We start from the raw sequence: 18,080 nt of genomic DNA, 5'->3' as shown, positions 1-18,080 counted from the left end.
AAGCCGGGCAGAGCGCTGGGCGCCGTCGTCGCGATAGCGATCGTCGCGGGCACGCTCGCGCTTATGGCCGTGGTTCCGCACGAGGTGTCCGGGCACGCGATCGCGGCTCCGGACGCCGACGCGACGCCGGAGCGCCAGGACGCCAAACCGGTGCGCAAGCTCAGCGGCAATCCGTTGCTGGCCGAGGGGGTCGCGCTCGGTCCCGCGTCGTGCGACCTGCCGGAGCTCAGCCGGGACGCGGAGCAGCTCAAGACCTTCTACACCGCGCTGGTCAGCTGTCTGAAGCAGGCGTGGCAGCCCGCGCTGGACAAGGCGGACGAGCCGAACCTGCCGGTCAAGGTGTCGGTCACGCTGCCGAAGACCAGCGCCTGCGGCAGCGCGCCGTCCCGGGACGAAGCGGTCGCGTACTACTGCGGCGGCGACGCCACGATCTACGCGCCCACCGACTGGATGCTGGCGGACGCCGGGCTGAGCCGCGCCCGGCATCTGGCGACGCTCGCGCACGAATACGGCCACCACGTCCAGCGCGAGAGCGGCATCCTCGACGCGGCGAGCGCGGAGATGGGTTCGCCGGAGCCGACCAGCGACGCGGACAAGGCCGTCGTGCGCCGGATCGAGCTGCAGGCGAACTGTTTCGGCGCGCTGTTCCTCAACGCCGCGGCGGACCGCGGGTCGATCAGCCGGGCCACCGCGAACGCCGCCGTCGCCGACTTCGGCCGCGCCGACGACAGCGGCGACCACGGCACCCGCGCGAACCAGCTGGCCTGGGCGAAAGCCGGGTACACCGGCACCGGCCCGGCCGCCTGCGACACCTGGTCGGCTCCGGCGGACAAGGTCAGCTGACGCGCCATTCCGGGTCGCGGCCCAGCAGGCCGAGGAACTGGTCCAGTTCGCTTTCGTCGGTGCTGACGGGCACCACCGGCGCGAAGGTCCCGCGCTCGACGCGTTCCTTCGGGTCGGTCGGGATCATCAGCGCGAACTGCAGGGCGGCGTGCACCGCTTCCGGCACCGGGTCGTAGGCGACGTCGAGGGTCTTGGCCAGGTCCCATCCGTGCGCGACGGTGTCGACGAGGTGCATCGCGATCGCGACTGTGCCCGGGAAGGTGCCGAAGGTGTTGATGGCGATCTGGCGTTCCGCGACGTCGGCTTCGCCGTACGCGGCGAGGTAGTCGGTCACCGAAGCTGCGTACGCGGCGTACGGGTCTTCGCCGAGCTGGCCGCTGTCCCAGTCCTTCGCGGAGCCGTTGCGCGCTGCTTCGGCGAAGGCGCGGTTTTCGCTGACTTGGTGGCGGAGCAGGTCGGCGAGCGTCCAGCCGGCGCACGGCGTGGGCCGGTCGAGGTCCGCCGCGGTGGTCTTCGCGACGATCGGGTCGAGGACGAGCAGGGACTGCCGGTCGAGGTCGAACGTGGTCATGGGCTCACGCTAACCCGCGGATCGGTCCAGGAAGAGAGCCAAACCGGAGCCAACTGCGGTGGACCAATCTAGGCTGGACGCGTGGACCTGCACCTCGACCTGTCCGGCACCCGCGGCCATCGCGACGAGATCTACCGCCAGATCCGCGAAGCGGTGCTCGACGGGCGGCTGCGCGACGGCGACGTACTGCCGCCGACCCGGGAACTGGCCCACCAGCTGGCCGTTTCGCGCACCACAGTCACCGCGGCGTACGAACGCCTCACCGCGGAAGGCTTCCTCACCGGCCGAGTCGGAGCCGGTACTTATGTGCGGGCCGGCGCCGCGCCGAGGCCCGCTGAACCAACTGGGCTCGCGGAGGGCGTCCAACCGCGTCCAGAGTGGACAGACGTGCCCGCGCCGCCGCGAGCGTTCACCAACCCGCCGGAGTTCGATTTCCGTGCTGGAGTCCCGGATGTGCGGCTGTTTCCGTTCGACACCTGGCGTCGGCTGACGACACAGGCGTTGCGCAGTTCCCGCGCGGAACTGATGACTTACGGCGAACCGCAAGGCGATCCCCGCCTGCGCGCCGAACTCGCACGGCACCTTGCGGTGTCCCGGAACGTTCGCGTGCGCCCCGAACACCTCGTGATCACTTCGGGCGCGCAGCAGACGATCGACCTCGTCGTGCGGGTTCTGTTGCGGCCCGGCGACCTGGCCGCGGTCGAGGATCCCGGTTACCCGCCGCCGCGCCTGCTGCTGGGCACGCTCGGCGTGCGCGTCGCGCCGGTTCCGGTGGACGACGAGGGCATCGTGGTCGACGCGATCCCGCCGGGGACGCGCCTGGTGCATGTGACGCCGTCGCACCAGTACCCGCTCGGTGTCGCGATGTCGCCGTCGCGTCGGCGGGCGTTGCTGGATTGGGCTGAGGACAACGGGGCGGTAGTGGTCGAGGACGACTACGACACCGAGTTCCGCTACACCGGGCGTCCGCTGGAACCGTTGCACAGCTTGGATTCTCACGGCCGGGTGGTCTACGTCGGCTCGTTTTCGAAAGTCCTGTCGCCCGCGCTGCGACTGGGTTTCCTCGCCGCGCCGCCCGCGTTGGCGGAGGCGATCGTGAAGGCGAAATACCTCGCCGACTGGCATTCCCCGGGCATCGAGCAAGCAGTGGTCGCGGCGTTCATCGCCGAAGGCGGATTCGCCCGGCACGTCCGCCGGATGCGCGGCATCTACCGCGCCCGCCACGACCTGCTCGTGGACGGCCTCCGTGCCGAATTCGGCGACGTGCTGGAACCGGTGCCAGCGTCGGCCGGTCTGCACCTGAGCGCGTCGGCGGACCGGGACTTGCGCGGCTTCGCGCGGAAGGCGGCCGGGGCGGGCGTCCGGCTGTTTTCGCTCGGCGATTTCTCCGTGGCGGCGCGGCGGCACGGGCTGCTGTTCGGCTACGGCGCGATCGCGACCGAGCGGATCGGACCCGGGCTCGCCCGGTTGCGCCGAGTGTTCGACGGCTGAGCGCGTTACCACGAACGGACGCGTCCCGCTGGACTTTCGCACTCGGCGGCGGGGCCCTAACCTGTGGTGACCCGACTCACCGAGGAGAGGGCATCGCCATGCGGATTGCGGATTTGCTTGAGCGCAAGGGCGCGACGGTCGCCACTGTGTCGCCAGGGACGACGGTCGCCGAGCTGCTGGCGGGGCTCGCCCGGCACAACGTCGGCGCGATGGTCGTGGTCGACGCCGAGGGCGGGATCGCCGGGATCGTGTCCGAACGCGACGTCGTGCGCAAGCTCAACGACCACGGGCCCTCCGTCCTGCAGGGACCGGTCGCGGACATCATGACCACCCTGGTCGCCAGCTGCTCCCCGGACGATCCGGTGGACCAGCTCAGCGTCGTGATGACCGAACGGCGGATCCGGCACGTGCCGGTGCTCGACGGCGGGCGCCTCGCCGGCATCGTGAGCATCGGCGACGTGGTGAAGATCCGGATGGAGCAGCTGGAACAGAGCCAGGAACAGCTGGAGGCCTACATCGCCCAGGGCTGACGCGTCACTCGCGCCAGCCGCTGAGTTCGACGCCCTTCGCGACGTCCACCCGGTAGCCGAGCGAGACCGTCGCGGACGCCCCGGGCGCGATCGTGAGCCGCCAGGTGAACTGGCCCAGTTCGGTGCGCTCGACCGGCTCCGGGCTGAGCCGCAGGTCCCGCACGGTGATCGAATCGTCCCGGGAAACCGGGGCTTGGTCGAGCACGGCCACGACGGCTTCGCGCGGGCTGTGGTTGGTCACCGTCGTTAGGTAGTCCGCTTCGCGGCGGCGTTGCGTGGAGAACGTCGCCTTGCTGGCACTGCGCTTGACCAGTTCGCGTTCGACACGGATCCGGTCGTCCACGCCCAGCGCTAGTTCGCGTTCCTCGCCGGGAGCCCACAGCTCCAGCTGTGTGCTGCCGACAAATTCGGCCTCGTGGAACACCGCGGCGCGACCGGCGCGAAGCGTGTGCTCGCCGGTGTTGACCACCTTCGCGCGCAAGTAGGCCTCCGCGGCCTGCGTCGGCGCGGTCACGTAATCCAGCTCCGCGGTGAAATCCAGCTGCGCGAGCGTCGTGCGGTGGCCTTGCGCGCCGGACGGGATCGCGACCGGACGGGCCGGGCGGAAGGTGACCGCGGTGGTGCCTTGCTCCACCTGGGAGAGGTGCGCGGCGAAGCCGTCTCGACCGGCGGGCGCGCCGCCGTATGCCATCGCAGCGGGCGCGGGCGGCACCATCGAGCGTCGTTCTGGTTGCTGCCGGTCCAGGTACCAGGGCTGGAGTTCCGGGATCACGACAGTGTTCGCCGGGCGGGCGGTGGACAGCGTCAGCTCGCACTCCGGCCAGTCCTCGCCGGTGTGCTGGCTGACGAGTCCGTACGAGGTGACCGTGACGTCAGTGCCGCGTACGCGGACGTCGTACCCAGGTTCCCAGCGCGCGCCGGGGACCACATAGGACAGTTCGATTTCGGCGGTGGCAGGGGATTCCAGCTCCACCACGATGGTGGAACTGTCCTGTTCGGACTGTGCGCTGCGAGTTTCGATCTGGCGGTCTAGCGCAGCGAGGTCTTCGCGCAGCCGCTCCAGCCTCGTGGCGAGCGCGCGACGTTCCTTGAGTGCCACGGCTAACTGCGTGCTGAGCGCTTCGCTCACTTCCTGGACGCGTCCCGGTTCCGCGTCGCCACCGGCCAACGCCTTCGCGAAGCTTGCTCCGCTGCGTCGCGAGACGCCGGTCAACAGGTCGACGCGCGCCGCGGCAGCGCTCTCGTCGTCCGCGACCTCGTCGACAGTCGCTTGGTCCGTGCGACGCTGCTCCACGAGCGCGCGCAGGGTTGGGTCGGCAGGCGCGGCGTGTTGCGCGTACGCGACGTCGACGCCCGTGACCAACGCGTCGCCCGCGCCGCTGACGCGCACCGAAGCGGCGTCGAGCGACAGGGGGAGACCCATGATCTCTACGCGGGAACCGTCGGCGGGAGTGACTTGACAGCGACGGGTGACGCGCGCGTTCTGCGGATAGACCGTGACCGTGACTATCGGTGCGTCCATGGCTCCGACGTTAGTCGGTTGACGCGACTTGCGGTTGGCGGAAGTCTCAACTTGCTCGCCTGCTTCGTCCAGCTTGGGGGTTCTGGTGGGAGTTGCCGCTCGGGCCGCTGCCGTTTTCGTCGCAGTGGCCACGTTGTCCGTGCCCGCGGTCGCTGAAGCTGCTTCGCCACCAGCGCCGGTCTTCACCGATGGTCAAGTACAGGCGGTCTTCGATCCGGCTGATGTCATCCGCGAGGACGTCTGGGTCACCGCGCCGGTCGACAGCGACCATGACGGCAAGCCTGACCTCGTACACGCGCAGGTGGTGCGTCCGCGCGCCACGGAGCAGGGCATGAAGGTGCCTGTCGTGTACGAAGCGAGCCCGTACTTCGCGGGCGGCAACGACGTACCGAACCACGACGTCGACACCGAGCTGTACGTGCCAGGGCCGCACGTCGCGGCGCCGATCGGCTGGAGCTACCAGAACTACTTCACCGCGCGGGGATTCGCTGTCGTGTACGGGGAATCCCTCGGCACCGGGCTGTCCACCGGCTGTCCGACGACCGGCGACGTGAACGAGACGATCGGCGCGCGCTCGGTGGTCGACTGGCTGAACGGTCGCGCGGAGGCGCACGACCAGGCCGGAGCGCCCGTCGCGGCGAGTTGGAGCACGGGGAAGACCGGCATGATGGGCGTGTCGTACAACGGCACGCTGCCTAACGCCGTGGCGAGCACGGGCGTCGAAGGGCTCGAGACGATCGTGCCGATCGCCGCCATTTCGAGCTGGTACGGCTACTACCGCAACGCGGGCGCCGTCGTGGCTCCCGGCGGATACCAGGGCGAGGACACGGACGTGCTCGCCGGCTACGTCTACTCGCGCGCTGACCAGCAGGTCTGCCGTCCGGTGATCGACGGCCTCACCGCGTCGCAGGACCGGCTGACCGGGGACTACAGCCAGTTCTGGGACGTGCGGAACTACCGCGACGACGTCGGGAAGGTGCACGCGTCGGTGCTCGCGGTGCACGGGCTGAACGACTGGAACGTGAAGACCGAACAGGTCGCCACCTGGTACGAAGCGCTGAAAAAGCACGGCGTCGAGCACAAGATCTGGCTGCACCAATCCGGCCACGCGGACCCGATTTCGCTGCGCCGCGACGTCTGGCTCACGACGTTGAACAAGTGGATGTCGCACTACCTCTACGGCGTCGACAACGGCATCGAGCGCGAGCCGAAGGCGACCATTCAGCGCGAGGACAAGTCGTGGGTCGACGAGGCCGATTGGCCCGCTCCAGGCACCTCGGACGTCGAGCTGCACCCGTGGCCGGGCGGGCGTTCGACCGGGGCACTCGACCGGCAGCCGGTGCCGGGCCGGCCGACCGTCGAGACGCTGGCCGACGACGCGAGCCAGAAGATCGAACAGCTCGCCGACGCGGCGTCGTCCGGGAACCGCTTGCGCTACCGCACTCCCGTGACGAAGGAGCCGGTGCGGCTGTCCGGCACCGCGAAAGCCGAATTGCGGCTGTCGTTCGACCGTCCTGCCGCGAACGTGACCGCGGTGCTGCTCGACCGCGCGCCGGACGGCACTTCCCACGTGATCAGCCGGGGCTGGACGGACCCGCAGAACCGGGTCAGCCCGGCGGTCACGTCGCCGATCACGCCCGGACAGCGGTACCGCATCGAGGTTTCGCTGATGCCGAAGGACTACATCGTGGCGGCCGGACACAGCCTGGAGTTCGTGCTGGCTTCCAGCGACCACGACTTCACGCTGCGACCGAAGCCGGGCACCGGGCTGTCGCTGGATCTGACCGGGACGACGGTGACCTTGCCGATCGTCGGCGGGAAGAAGGCGCTCTACTCGGCGATCCCGGCGCGGTAGGCGAACGCGACGGCCTGGGCGCGGTCGCGCAAGCCAGCTTTGGAGAACAGGTGATTGACGTGCGTCTTCACCGTCGCCTCGCTGACTACGAGGGCGCGCGCGATCTCCGTGTTCGACAGGCCGGCCGCGATCAGCCGCAGCACCTCGACTTCGCGCGCGGTAAGGCCTTCCAGCTCCTTCGTGCGTACCGGTGCGCGGCTCGTCGCGGCTGCTACCAGGCGTTGCTGGAGCGCGCCGTCCACAGTGGACTGACCCGCGGCCGCTGAGCGGAGCGCGCGGACGATCGCGTCTGCGTCGGCATCCTTGGTGAGGAACCCGCGTGCGCCTGCTTTGAGCGCGGCGAGCAGGGAATCGTCGTCGGCGTACGTGGTGAGGACGACGACCTCGGTCTTCGGATGCTGTGCGCGGACCAGTTCGGTCGTCTCGACGCCGTCGCGGTTCGGCATGCGCAGGTCGACGAGCAGTACGTCCGGCTGGTGCTCCGCGACAAGTTCGAGAGCCTGTACGCCGTCTGCCGCTGCGCCTACGACCTCGACGCCCGGCAGGAGCCCGAGCAGCGTTACGAGCCCTTCGCGCACCACTGCCTGGTCGTCGGCCAGCACGACGCGCAGCGTCACGCTGGCACCGTCAGCTGAATCCGCCATCCGTCCTCCCCAGGGCCGCATTCGAGCTTCCCGTTCAACAGCGCGGCCCGTTCGCCCATGCCCCGCAAACCGTATCCCGGCGACGGCGGCTCCGGCGGACGACGGCCTTGGTGGTCGATGATCGTTAAGTCGACTTCGTCGTTGTTGAAGACCACCGTCACGTCTACGGCGGGACCGCCCGCGTGTTTGCGCGAATTCGCGAGGGCTTCCTGTACGGCGCGTACGAGCGTGGTGCCGACAGCTGCGTCTAGCTCGCGCGGTTCGCCTTCGATCACCAAGTCGGCGCGAGAGCCGGTGTCGAGCCTGTACGCGGCGAGAAGGTCTGAAACCGAACGCTCGACGGGTACGGCGTCTTCGCGCAGCGCGGCGACGGCCTTACGTGCTTCGGCGAGACCGTCTGTCGCCAGCTTCTGCGCGCGTTCTATCTGCGCGAGAGACTCTTCGCTCGCACCGTCGCGGACCAGCATCAGACGCGCGCCCTGAAGGTTGAGCGCGAGACCAGCGAGGGAATGAGCGAGGACGTCGTGCAGCTCGCGGGCGATGCGCGCGCGTTCGGCGAGAGCGGCCGCGCGGGCGTGCTCCTCGCTGGCGGTCTGGGCGCGAGCGAGCGCGAGTTCGGTCTGTTCCAGCCGTTCCTCGCGGCCCCGGCGGTTGGCCGCGAGCAGCACCATCACGACGAGGATTGCGAAGAGGGCGACCGCGTTCAGCCAGTCGAGGTCGTAGGCGATCGACCAGATGAGGATCGCCGCCGACGCCACGGCGAGCGCGACAGCCGCCGCGATCCGGCTGCTCACGCGCAGGGTGTAGAAGGCCGCGCCGAACATCGTCGTCGAGGTCCAGCTGCTCGGCTGAAGGATCCAGAGCGCTCCCGCCGCCGCGACCACGGCGATCATGGTCACGGGCATCAGCCAGCGCGGCTTCGACTCGCGGGTGAGCCAGAGCGCCGGGACGGAGAGCACGAGGACCAGCCCGATCAGCGGCCACGCCCACGGCCGCGCGTTCGGGATCGCGAACAGGGGCGGCACGGCGAGCACGCCCCAGCGCACCCAGTCGGCGCCCTCGAACCGCCGCCGGGCCCGGGCGAGCGAGGCCGCCGGTGTGGCCATGGGTCCTCCCCGTCGTCTTGTACGGAAAATGTACTGGCTCGGGCTTGGCTGGAGGTGCTCGGACATTTCCCCCACCAGGAGGTACGCCCCATGTCCAGATTGAGACGGTTCGCGGCGGTCGCGGCCGCGGTGGCCTTGCCCGCGTGCGGCCTGACGCTCGCCGCCCAGTCGACGGCGTCCGCGGCCCCCAACTTCCAGGTGCCGTTCAAATGCGGCGTCACGGTGACCGCGGCGACCTTCAGCGGCCACAACCCGGCCAACTCGGTCGACTTCCAGAAGTCCGGCATCACCGGCATGCCGGTGCTCGCGGCCGCGCCCGGGACGGTCACGCGCGTCGCGAACGAGGGCAGCACCAGCTACGGCCGCTGGATCGAACTGGACCACGGCGGCGGCTGGCGGACCCGGTACGCGCACCTGTCCGAGCAGGAAGTCTCGGTGGGCCAGAGCGTCGGGCAGGGCAAGGAGATCGGCAAGGCGGGCGCGACCGGCGGGGTGACCGGACCGCATCTGCATTTCGAGGAGAATCTGAACGGCGTCACGCAGAAGGCCGTGCTGAACGGCGTCGCGGTGCCTTACTACGGCAAGAAGGACTTCACGAGCAAGAACGGCTGCGGCGGCAACCCGTACTCGGCGACGCAGGTGTGCGGGTCGGGCTTCTCGGTGATCGACCAGCAGGCACTGGGGACGGCGGGTACCGCGTACCTGCTGTACAACTCGTCCTCCAAAGAGAACTGCGTGACGACCCTGAAGGCGGTTTCGCTGGGGACAGCCAGCGCGGTCTCGGCGTTCCTGGAGGTGCAGGGCTCGACCAGGGCGACGGACTCGGGGAACTTCACCTACTATGCCGGGCCGGTGAAGAAGAGCGCCGGTTCGACGTGCGTCAAATGGGGCGGTTCGGTCGGCTCGTCGTCATACACGAGCCCGTTCGAACACTGCGGCTGAGGTTTTTACGGGTGCTGCCGGAGCCTTTTGACTGGCTCCGGCAGCATCTGTCTATTGTGGACAGTGCTGGTCAATGCACACCCCACCGACAATTCCCGCCGGTCGTCTCCGCCGGTGACGCGGTTGTCCACAACTGCCTGCCGCCTCCACAGATTTGCCGTGTTCGTCCCGATTCGCGCTTTTCCGGCGCACAGTGGAGGCGTGACCACCTCGACGCCGCCCGGCATCTCCCGGGCCACCCTCCGCAACCCGGCCGACCTCATCGCTTCCCTCCCGTACCTGCTCGGTTTCCGTCCGGCTGATTCGCTTGTGCTGCTGGGCCACCGCGTCCCCGGCACCACGATCGGCCTCATGCTGCGCGCCGACCTTCCGCCGCGAGAACTCCAAGCAGAGCAAGCGGATGCGCTGATCCCGCGCTTCGCCGACCCCGAGCACAACGGCGTCACCGTCATCGTCATCGGCGGTTCACCCGACGAAAACGGTCCACCGCATGCGGAACTTGTCGCCGAGCTGAAACGGGTGTTGGCCCAAAACGACCTTCGCCTGTTCCATGCATTGTGGACACCCGAGGTCGAACCCGGTGCACCGTGGTCGTGCTATTCGGACCCCGACTGCAGCGGCGTTCTGCCTGATCCCCAGGAAACCGTCATCGCCGCCGCGACCACGGAAGCGGGTTTCGTGGTCTTCCGCAGCCGCGAAGAACTGGCCGCAGTGCTGAAACCCCGCTCCCCGGAAGCGATCTCCCGCCGCGCCGACTTGCTGGCATCTTCCCCAGAACCGTTGTACAGCCCCGGCATGTCGCAGAGCGATGTCCTGGACGCTGCGGTAACCGAACTCCGCGACGCGTTCCTCCGCCAGCGCCGAGGTGCCGGTCCGCCCGACGACGACCAAGCCGTTCGGCTGGCCCACGCACTGATGTTCAACCCCGTTCGCGATGCCTGCATGGCCCTTGCCGTCCCGCCGCACACGTCGCTGACCCGCGAGGCGGAGGAGGTATGGCTGACGCTGGTCCGGGAACTGCCTCCGCCGCATCGTGCCGAGGCTGCGCTCCATCTCGGCTACACCGCGTTGATGCGCGGGGAAGGCGCGCTCGCCGGGATGGCGCTGGCGAACGCTGTCGAGGCCGATCCTGACCATTTGGTGGCGCAGTTGCTGCAGACCGCCTGGAACATCGGCACGGATCCGGCGAAACTGACCGGTCTCGCCGACTTCAGCACGGCGGTGGATCTCGGGCTCGCTCCGCCGCCGGAACTCGGGAGTGCTGCCGAGCCGGGCCCTGGGCGAAGATCGGAGCCGCCGCGGGGAATGAGATGACCGCCGCCGCCGGGGTTATGCTCAGCGCGTCTCAGTGCCGTTGTGGGGGCGAGGTTGCGAAGCGAAGCCGTCGGCATTTCGCCGGTATGGCTTGGCTTGAGCCGAACTCCGCCCGTCACACACGCTGCGGGACCGAGGCCGGTCGTGAGCGGAATCTTGCGAATCGCGGCAACGGCGTGCTGGGGCCGTGGCCGGTCGTGAGCGGGATCTTGCGACTCGCCGGAACGGCGTGCGAGGGCGTGACTCGATCTGAGACTCGGCGGCGGTGCACCCGCGAGCCGAGTTTCGGCCTCGTGCCGGGCGTGCTCTGGCCAGTCTTCGCCTCGGTGCCGCAGCGCGGGCAGTTGGTCGTCCGGCGGGTCCTCGCCGTCCCGTCGGGACGTGTCCGAGCCGGATACCGCCAGTTGCCTTGCATCGGCGTGAGACCGGCGAGTCCTAATCGGACTTTCGGCACTTTGCCCGGCGCATCCGAGAGGTGTTCGCCGAAACGGTGTGGGGCGGGGACCCGTCCGGATCCCCGCCCCACACCGGAAAACCATGCCGGACCAGACCCCGCCCGCCGTCCGCCGCGACGGTCGAGAACCCGGCCCGGAGCGCGGTGCGACGATCGAGAACCCCGTCCGCCGTCCGCCGCGACGATCGAGAACCCCGCCCGCAGCGCGGTGCCACGATCGAGGGTCCGGGCCGCTCGCCGCGACGGTCCAGAACCCGGCCCGGAGCGCGGTGCGACGATCGAGAACCCCGTCCGCCGTCCGCCGCGACGATCGAGAACCCCGCCCGCGGCCTGCCGCCACGGTCGAGAACCCGGCCCGGAACCGCCGTCAGGAAAGGCGCGACTGGGTGAACTGCCAAGCGTCCGAGACGATCCCGTCCAGGTCGGTGAGCTTGGGCGTCCACCCGAGTTCGCCGTTGGCCTTGTCGCTCGACGCCACCAGCACCGACGGGTCGCCGGCGCGGCGCGGGGCCACCACGGCGGGGATCGCGTGCCCGGTGACCCGGCGGCAGGCTTCCACGACCTCCAGCACCGAGAACCCGGTGCCGCTGCCGAGGTTGTAGATGCGGTGCTCGCCGGCGGCGGCGTGGCGCAGGGCGAGGAGGTGGGCGTCGGCGAGGTCGACCACGTGGATGTAGTCGCGGACGGCCGTGTGGTCGGGCGTCGGGTAGTCGTCGCCGTAGATGGAGATGTGGTCGCGGTCGCCGGTCGCGACCTGGAGGACGAGAGGGATGAGATGAGTTTCGGTGGTGTGCCGTTCGCCGAACGCGCCGTACGCGCCGGCGACGTTGAAGTACCGCAGGCTGACCGCGGCGATGCCGTGGGCGCGGGCGAAGCTGGTGATCGCGTGGTCGATGGCGAGCTTCGACGCGCCGTAGGTGTTGGTCGGCTGCGTCGGGGCCGTTTCCGGGATTGGCGACACGTCGGGCTCGCCGTAGGCCGCCGCGGTCGAGGAGAACACCAGGCGCGGCGTGCCGTGCTTCTTCATCGCCTCCAGCAGCCGCAGCGAGGTCACCACGTTGCCTTCCCAGTACTTCGCCGGGTCGGTCATCGACTCGCCCACCAGCGACTTCGCGGCGAAGTGCAGCACGCCGTCGAAACCTTCGCCGAGAAGGTCCGCGGCGACCTCGGCGGCGTCGCCCTCGACGAAGCGCGCCTGCGGGTGCACCGCGTCCGCGTGCCCGGTCGACAGGTCGTCCACCACGGTGACCTGGTGACCGGCTTCGATGAGGCGGGCGGCGCACACGCTGCCCACGTACCCCGCGCCGCCCGTCACGATGAGCTTCAGGGGGCTTTGCTGGTCCGTCACGTCAAGGCCTTTCTGCTGAGGGGCGCCGGCTCTGCGGCACAGTCTCCCCTCAGAGCGACGTGCCGGACGCTCCGGGGGTTGCTCCGGAAATCAGGCCTCGTCGCGGCCCGCGCCGCGCGACGGCACTGCCGTGAACATCCGCGGACGGCGGAACCCGGCCTGCTCGCAGGCGGTTTCGACCGCGGTGCGAACTCCGTCCAGATCCTCGTCGCGGACCAGCGCGATCGCCGAGCCGCCGAACCCGCCGCCGGTCATCCGCGCGCCCAGTGCGCCGGCCGACCGGGCCGAGTCGACCGCGAGGTCCAGTTCGGGCGTCGAGATGCGGTAGTCGTCGCGCATGCTCACGTGCGAAGCGTCGAGGTACGGCCCGATCTCGGCGAGCTTCTTCTCGCGCAGCAACGCGACCACGTCGAGCACCCGCTGATTCTCGGTGACCACGTGGCGCACCAGCGGAACCAGATCCGCGGGCAGTTGCGCGAGAGCCTCGTCGAGGCCGTCGAGCGCGACGTCGCGCAGCGCCTTCACGCCGAGCAGTTCCGCCGCGCGCTCGGTGCCGCGCCGCCGCGCGCCGTAGCCGCCGTCGGTGTGGGAATGCTTGGTGCGGGTGTCCATGATCAGCACCCGGAGCCCGGCCTCGCCGAGCGGGAACGGCACCTGTTCCATCTCGCCCGAGCGGACGTCGAGGAACAGCACCCGCGAGTCTTCGCAGCACAGCGACGCCGTCTGGTCGAGCAGCCCGGTGGGCGCGCCGACGAAGTCGTTTTCCGACCGCTGCACCCAGCGCGCGATCTCCGGACGCGCGGGGGTGCCCGCTCCGCCGTCTTCGAGTTCGACCCCGGCCACGCCCAGCAAAGCCAGCGAAACCGCGCATTCCAGCGCGTGAGAGGAGGAAAGCCCGGCCCCGGACGGCACGTCGCCGGCGACGACCAGGTCGGCACCGCCGGTGAAACCCTGGTCGCGCAGCACCCACGCCACCCCGGCGGGATACGCGGCCCATCCGGGCACCGAACCCGGTTCGAGCGCGGCGATGTCGTGCGGCCCGGAATGCTGCAGCTGCCCGTCGTCGCCGAGGGTGGCGACCTGGAGCTTGCCGTCCTGGCGCGGGGACGCGGCCGCGGCGAGCCGGTGCGGGAGCGCGAAGGGCAGCACGAAACCGTCGTTGTAGTCGGTGTGCTCGCCGATCAGGTTCACCCGGCCCGGCGCGGACCACACGCCTGCCGGGGCCCGCCCGTGGACCTCCCGGAACGCGCGCGCCGCGTCGGTCGCCGGGGTCACTTGGCGAGCGCCAGCACGGCGTGCAGCGCCGCGGTGGACACCTGGGCCGTGGTCTCGGTGCCCTTGACCTCGACAGTCACGCTGCCGCCGGAAGCCTTGCCGACCGTGACGAGCCCGCCGGGCACGATGCCGACCGTCCGCAGCTCGGTGAGCAGCGACTCGTCGAGCTGCACGTGCTCGGCGATGCGGCGGATCTCCACCTCGCCGCCGCCGGTGCGGGCGAACTCGTCGAGACGCACCAGGGCGTCCTCGGCGCGCGGCGCGGGATCGCCGTCGCCGAGCTTGTCGAGGCCGGGGATCGGGTTGCCGTACGGCGACGTGGTCGGGTGGTCGAGCAGCTTCACCAGCTTGCGCTCGACGGCCTCGCTCATCACGTGCTCCCAGCGGCACGCCTCGTTGTGCACGTGCTCCCACTCGAGGCCGATGACGTCGACGAGGAGGCGCTCGGCGAGCCGGTGCTTGCGCATGACCGCGACGGCGAGGTCGTGGCCGTGGTCGGTGAGCTGCAGATGCCGGTCGTCGGCGACGACGACCAGTCCGTCGCGCTCCATCCTGGCCACGGTCTGGCTCACGGTGGGCCCGCTCTGCTGCAGGCGTTCCGCGATCCGGGCCCGCAGCGGGACGACACCTTCCTCTTCGAGCTCGTAGATGGTACGCAGGTACATCTCGGTGGTGTCGATGAGATCGTTCACGCTGTCCCCTTCGTCCGCGTAGCTCATCGTAGTCGTTGGCCCCGACAGCGACGGCCCGCCTCGGCGTAACGGCCCGGCCCCGGCGAAAAGTCCTGCCCTGATGCGCGAACCGCGTCCGGACCTGCAGGATGGGGCCATGCGACCGTTGATCCCGCCCGCTGAGCTCGCCGCGTTCCCCGACCGCGAACGTCCCGTCGTGCTGGACGTCCGCTGGCGGCTCGGCGGACCGCCGGGAGCGGAGTCCTACCAGGACGGACACGTTCCCGGAGCGGTGTTCGTCGACCTCGACACCGCGCTGGCCGCTCCGCCCGGAGAAGGTGGCCGCCACCCGCTGCCGGACCCGGCGGTGCTGCAGCGTGAGCTGCGCAAATCGGGCGTTCGGGCAGGGCGCCCGGTGGTCGTGTACGACGACGCCGACGGTTCGGTCGCCGCGCGCGCCTGGTGGCTGCTGCGCTGGGCGGGCCATTCGGAGGTAGCGGTGCTCGACGGCGGTTACACAGCGTGGCTTGCCGAAGGGCAGGAAGTGACGACTGAGGCGCCCTCGCCGGAGCCGGGCGACATCGAGGTCCGGCCGGGCGGCATGCCGGTCCTGTCGGCGGACGACGCGGCGGCGCTCGCGCGCGAAGGCGTGCTGTTCGACGCGCGGGCGCACGTCCGCTACACCGGCGAGACCGAACCGGTCGATCCGCGGGCCGGGCACATCCCGGGCGCGGTCAGCGCGCCGTCGTCCGAGCACGCGGGCGCGGACGGACGCTGGCGGTCGCCGTCCGAGCTTGCCGAGCGGTTCGCGTCGCTGGGCTTGGCCGACGGGGTTCCGGTGGGTGCCTACTGCGGTTCGGGCGTCACCGCGTCGTCGGTGGTGCTCGCGCTGGAGGTGGCCGGGCGAACGGAGCCGGCCGCGCTGTACGCGGGGTCGTGGTCGCACTGGTCGCGCGATCCGGAGCGTCCCGCGGCCACCGGGCCCGAACGCGGCTGAGTTCACCGGAACTTTCGGTGCTGCGGGCCGACTTCTCGTCCGGAAGGGCTTTCCCGGCGAGAGGCGGCGTTCATGGAGCGAAGGACATTCCTGCGCAGGTCGGCGGCGGCCGGAGCGGCGGTGGCGGCGTCGTCCGCGGCGGCGGTACCGGCTGAGGCCGCGGCGACGACCGGAGCTACTGCGACAACCGGGGCAGCGGGGACAACCGGGGCTGCTGCGACGACCAGGGCAACGGCGACGAGCGGGGCAACGGCAACGGCGACGAGCGAGGCGGCGGCGGTGACCGAGGCAGCGGTGGGGCGGCGGCCGTTGCGCGTGCAGGTCGTGTTGTTCGACGGCGTCGAGGAGCAGGACTTCGCCGGTCCGTACGAGGTGTTCTCCGCGGCGGGCATGCATGCCAAGCGCGGCACGGATGTTTCGTACGTGCGTGTGGACGGACCGGGCGTCGTGCGGGCGGCGTACGGGACGAAGGTGGAGGTCGAGCGAGGCTGGTCCCCGCAGGACGCCGACATCATCGTCGTGCCGGGCGGCGGCTACGGGAAACGGAAAGGGCCGGGCATCTGGGCGGAGATCGACCGCCGGGTGCTGCCGGACGCGCTCGCCGCTGCGCCGCGCAAAGGGTTGACGCTGGCGTCGCTCTGCACGGGCACGCTTCTGCTCGGTGCGGCCGGACTGGTGCGCGGACGTCCGTGCACGACACACCACGGCGCGGTCGAGACGCTTGTCCAGCAGGGCGGGGTAGTGAAGAAAGCCCGGGTGGTCGACGACGGCGACGTGGTCACCTCGGGCGGCATCACGAGCGGGCTGGACCTGGCCTTGTGGCTGGTGAAACGGGAACTCGGCGCCGACGCGGCGGCCGGGCTGGAGGAGATGCTGGAGTACGAAGCGCGTGGCGTCGTCTGGACGCGCGGCTGAGTTCGGCGCCGCCGCGGAAACCCGGCTCGGGGCGCGGCAGGGAAGTACAGTGCGGAGCATGTCGTCGCCTGCAGTTGTCTGGGATCCGTCGCTGCTGAAGTACGACCTGGGCGGGCAACATCCGTTCAACCCCGTCCGGCTCGACCTCACGGTGCGGCTCGCTACTGAGCTGGGCGTGCTCGACGGCGTCGAACTGCTGGTGCCCACTGCGGCGGGCGACGAGGAACTGCTGCGCGTGCACGCGCCCGAGTACTTGGCCGCCGTGCGGGAGGCTCCGAACGTCGGGTGGGACGTCGGGCACGGGCTCGGGACCGACGACAACCCCGTGTTCCCAGGAATGCACGACGCGACCGCGCTAGTCGTGGGCTCGACGCTGCTCGCCGCCCGCAAGATCGCCGACGGCGAGGTGCGGCGGGCAGTCAACATCGCGGGCGGGCTGCACCACGCAATGCGCGATCACGCGTCCGGATTCTGCGTCTACAACGACTGCGCGGTCGCCATCTCGTGGCTGCTCGACCACGGCTTCGACCGCATCGCGTACGTCGACACCGACGTGCACCACGGCGACGGCGTCCAGGCCGCGTTTTACGACGACCCGCGCGTCCTCACCGTTTCGATGCACCAGCACCCGTTCACGCTCTGGCCCGGCACCGGCTACTCCGCCGAGGTCGGCAAGGGCAAGGCGGCTGGTACCGCGGTCAACATCCCGTTGCCGCCGCACACGTGCGACCCCGGATGGCTGCGGGCCTTCGACGCGGTGGTTCCCGCTGTGCTGCAGGAGTTCCAGCCGCAGCTGCTGGTCACGCAGTGCGGGGTCGACTCGCACGAGGAAGACCCGATGGCGGACATGTCCCTGTCGGTCGACGGCCACCGCACGATCTACTCCACGCTGCGCGACCTGGCCGAGCGCTACGCGGACGGCCGCTGGCTGGCCGTCGGCGGCGGGGGATACCAGCTGATCCGCGTGGTGCCGCGTTCGTGGACGCACCTGATGGCGACCGTGCTGGACCGCGACGTCCCGCCGGAAACGCCGCTCCCGTCCGGCTGGGTCTCGACGGTCAAACGCGCCGCCCCGGCGGCCGACCTCCCCGCCGCGATGACCGACGGCAAGGACACCGCCTTCAAACCGTGGGGCGACGACGCGGACGACCCGGTGGACATCTCGATTCGCGACACCCGCCGCGCGATCTTCCCGCTGCACGGCCTCGACCCGGACGATCCGAGGGACTGACCATGCCCGACCAGCCTCGCCATCCCGGCCCGGGCGACCCCGGCCCCGGTGCCCGCCGCACGACGCGCGGGCCAGGAGCGCAGAATCCCGAAGGCACCGGAACGCTCGGATCGGCTGCCCACGCCAAGCACCGCGAGGGCGGCGCACCGGGCGGACCCGCGCGGAGCGGCGAGCCGGGCGCATCCGGCAGGGCTTCGGCCGCGAACCCGGCGACTGGCGGACGCGCGGCTTCCGAATGGGCTGCGCCAGCTGGAGAACTCGGGGTGATGAGCGGCGGCTGGGCGACGGGTGGCGGCCGAGCGATGAGCGGGGGTGGGCGATGAATGGCAGCGGGGCGACGGGCGGCGACCGGACGACGGGCGATGCTGGGG

At 70.6% G+C, this 18,080-nt stretch carries 16 protein-coding genes; 9 read left to right on the top strand and 7 right to left on the bottom strand.

Going from position 1 to position 18,080, the window contains the following annotated elements; genetic code table 11:
• Positions 1 to 63: 63 nt before the first annotated feature.
• Positions 64 to 843, top strand: a complete 780-nt coding sequence (locus D0D37_RS03150; RefSeq protein ID WP_425266890.1) for a neutral zinc metallopeptidase — start codon at positions 64 to 66, stop codon at positions 841 to 843.
• Here D0D37_RS03150 and D0D37_RS03145 read toward each other — a convergent pair.
• A complete protein-coding gene (locus tag D0D37_RS03145; protein WP_116198978.1) occupies positions 836 to 1,414 on the bottom strand; it encodes a TIGR03086 family metal-binding protein in 579 nt (192 codons plus the stop codon). The genes D0D37_RS03150 and D0D37_RS03145 overlap by 8 nt on opposite strands.
• Before the next feature lie 81 nt (positions 1,415 to 1,495).
• On the opposite strand from D0D37_RS03145, the gene pdxR reads away from it, so the two are divergent.
• Both pdxR and D0D37_RS03135 read left to right on the top strand, forming a co-directional pair.
• Positions 1,496 to 2,905: a MocR-like pyridoxine biosynthesis transcription factor PdxR gene (gene pdxR / locus D0D37_RS03140; protein ID WP_116198977.1), complete on the top strand. Its 1,410-nt coding sequence runs from the start codon at positions 1,496 to 1,498 to the stop codon at positions 2,903 to 2,905.
• A gap of 98 nt (positions 2,906 to 3,003) precedes the next feature.
• The gene (locus tag D0D37_RS03135; protein ID WP_116198976.1) at positions 3,004 to 3,435 is read left to right on the top strand and encodes a CBS domain-containing protein; all 432 of its coding nucleotides are present in this window, start codon (positions 3,004 to 3,006) and stop codon (positions 3,433 to 3,435) included.
• 4 nt (positions 3,436 to 3,439) lie between these two features.
• On the opposite strand, the gene D0D37_RS03130 is transcribed toward D0D37_RS03135, so the two are convergent.
• Complete coding sequence (locus D0D37_RS03130) at positions 3,440 to 4,957, bottom strand: DUF4139 domain-containing protein (RefSeq protein WP_116198975.1); 1,518 nt, start codon at positions 4,955 to 4,957, stop codon at positions 3,440 to 3,442.
• A gap of 124 nt (positions 4,958 to 5,081) precedes the next feature.
• Here D0D37_RS03130 and D0D37_RS03125 point away from each other — a divergent pair, with 124 nt between their 5' ends.
• Entirely contained in the window at positions 5,082 to 6,812 is a 1,731-nt protein-coding gene (locus tag D0D37_RS03125) for a Xaa-Pro dipeptidyl-peptidase (protein ID WP_425266893.1), read from the top strand.
• Here D0D37_RS03125 and D0D37_RS03120 read toward each other — a convergent pair.
• Entirely contained in the window at positions 6,788 to 7,429 is a 642-nt protein-coding gene (locus D0D37_RS03120; protein WP_116198974.1) for a response regulator, read from the bottom strand. The genes D0D37_RS03125 and D0D37_RS03120 overlap by 25 nt on opposite strands.
• Positions 7,426 to 8,562, bottom strand: coding sequence for a sensor histidine kinase (locus D0D37_RS03115; RefSeq protein ID WP_116198973.1), 1,137 nt, complete (start codon positions 8,560 to 8,562; stop codon positions 7,426 to 7,428). Before D0D37_RS03115 ends, D0D37_RS03120 begins: the two co-directional genes overlap by 4 nt.
• Positions 8,563 to 8,652: 90 nt before the next feature.
• On the opposite strand from D0D37_RS03115, the gene D0D37_RS03110 reads away from it, so the two are divergent.
• Complete coding sequence (locus D0D37_RS03110; RefSeq protein ID WP_116198972.1) at positions 8,653 to 9,504, top strand: M23 family metallopeptidase; 852 nt, start codon at positions 8,653 to 8,655, stop codon at positions 9,502 to 9,504.
• Positions 9,505 to 9,705: 201 nt separating this feature from the next.
• A complete protein-coding gene (locus D0D37_RS03105; protein WP_116198971.1) occupies positions 9,706 to 10,818 on the top strand; it encodes a DUF4192 domain-containing protein in 1,113 nt (370 codons plus the stop codon).
• 821 nt (positions 10,819 to 11,639) lie between these two features.
• Here the strand turns inward: D0D37_RS03105 and galE are convergent.
• The 3 genes from galE to D0D37_RS03090 all read right to left on the bottom strand — a co-directional run bounded on the left by galE (position 11,640) and on the right by D0D37_RS03090 (position 14,614).
• Complete coding sequence (gene galE, locus D0D37_RS03100; protein WP_116198970.1) at positions 11,640 to 12,620, bottom strand: UDP-glucose 4-epimerase GalE; 981 nt, start codon at positions 12,618 to 12,620, stop codon at positions 11,640 to 11,642.
• Positions 12,621 to 12,710: 90 nt separating this feature from the next.
• Positions 12,711 to 13,895 carry a galactokinase gene (gene galK / locus D0D37_RS03095; RefSeq protein ID WP_116198969.1) on the bottom strand — a complete coding sequence of 395 codons (1,185 nt, stop codon included), beginning with the start codon at positions 13,893 to 13,895 and terminating at the stop codon, positions 12,711 to 12,713.
• Positions 13,892 to 14,614, bottom strand: a complete 723-nt coding sequence (locus D0D37_RS03090; RefSeq protein ID WP_116198968.1) for an iron-dependent transcriptional repressor DtxR — start codon at positions 14,612 to 14,614, stop codon at positions 13,892 to 13,894. Before D0D37_RS03090 ends, galK begins: the two co-directional genes overlap by 4 nt.
• Before the next feature lie 109 nt (positions 14,615 to 14,723).
• On the opposite strand from D0D37_RS03090, the gene D0D37_RS03085 reads away from it, so the two are divergent.
• From D0D37_RS03085 to D0D37_RS03070, 3 genes are all read left to right on the top strand, one after another.
• On the top strand, positions 14,724 to 15,563 hold the full coding sequence (locus D0D37_RS03085; protein ID WP_116198967.1) for a sulfurtransferase: 840 nt from the start codon (positions 14,724 to 14,726) through the stop codon (positions 15,561 to 15,563).
• A gap of 72 nt (positions 15,564 to 15,635) precedes the next feature.
• Entirely contained in the window at positions 15,636 to 16,478 is an 843-nt protein-coding gene (locus D0D37_RS03075; protein ID WP_244223357.1) for a DJ-1/PfpI family protein, read from the top strand.
• Positions 16,479 to 16,536: 58 nt separating this feature from the next.
• Positions 16,537 to 17,709: an acetoin utilization protein AcuC gene (locus D0D37_RS03070; RefSeq protein WP_116199055.1), complete on the top strand. Its 1,173-nt coding sequence runs from the start codon at positions 16,537 to 16,539 to the stop codon at positions 17,707 to 17,709.
• Positions 17,710 to 18,080 lie beyond the last annotated feature (371 nt).

This window comes from Amycolatopsis circi (assembly GCF_003385235.1).
In the GTDB taxonomy this organism is placed as follows: Bacteria; Actinomycetota; Actinomycetes; order Mycobacteriales; family Pseudonocardiaceae; genus Amycolatopsis; species Amycolatopsis circi.
The sequence above is the reverse complement of the archived record's forward strand: the minus strand, read 5'-3'. Positions and strand labels throughout refer to the sequence as shown.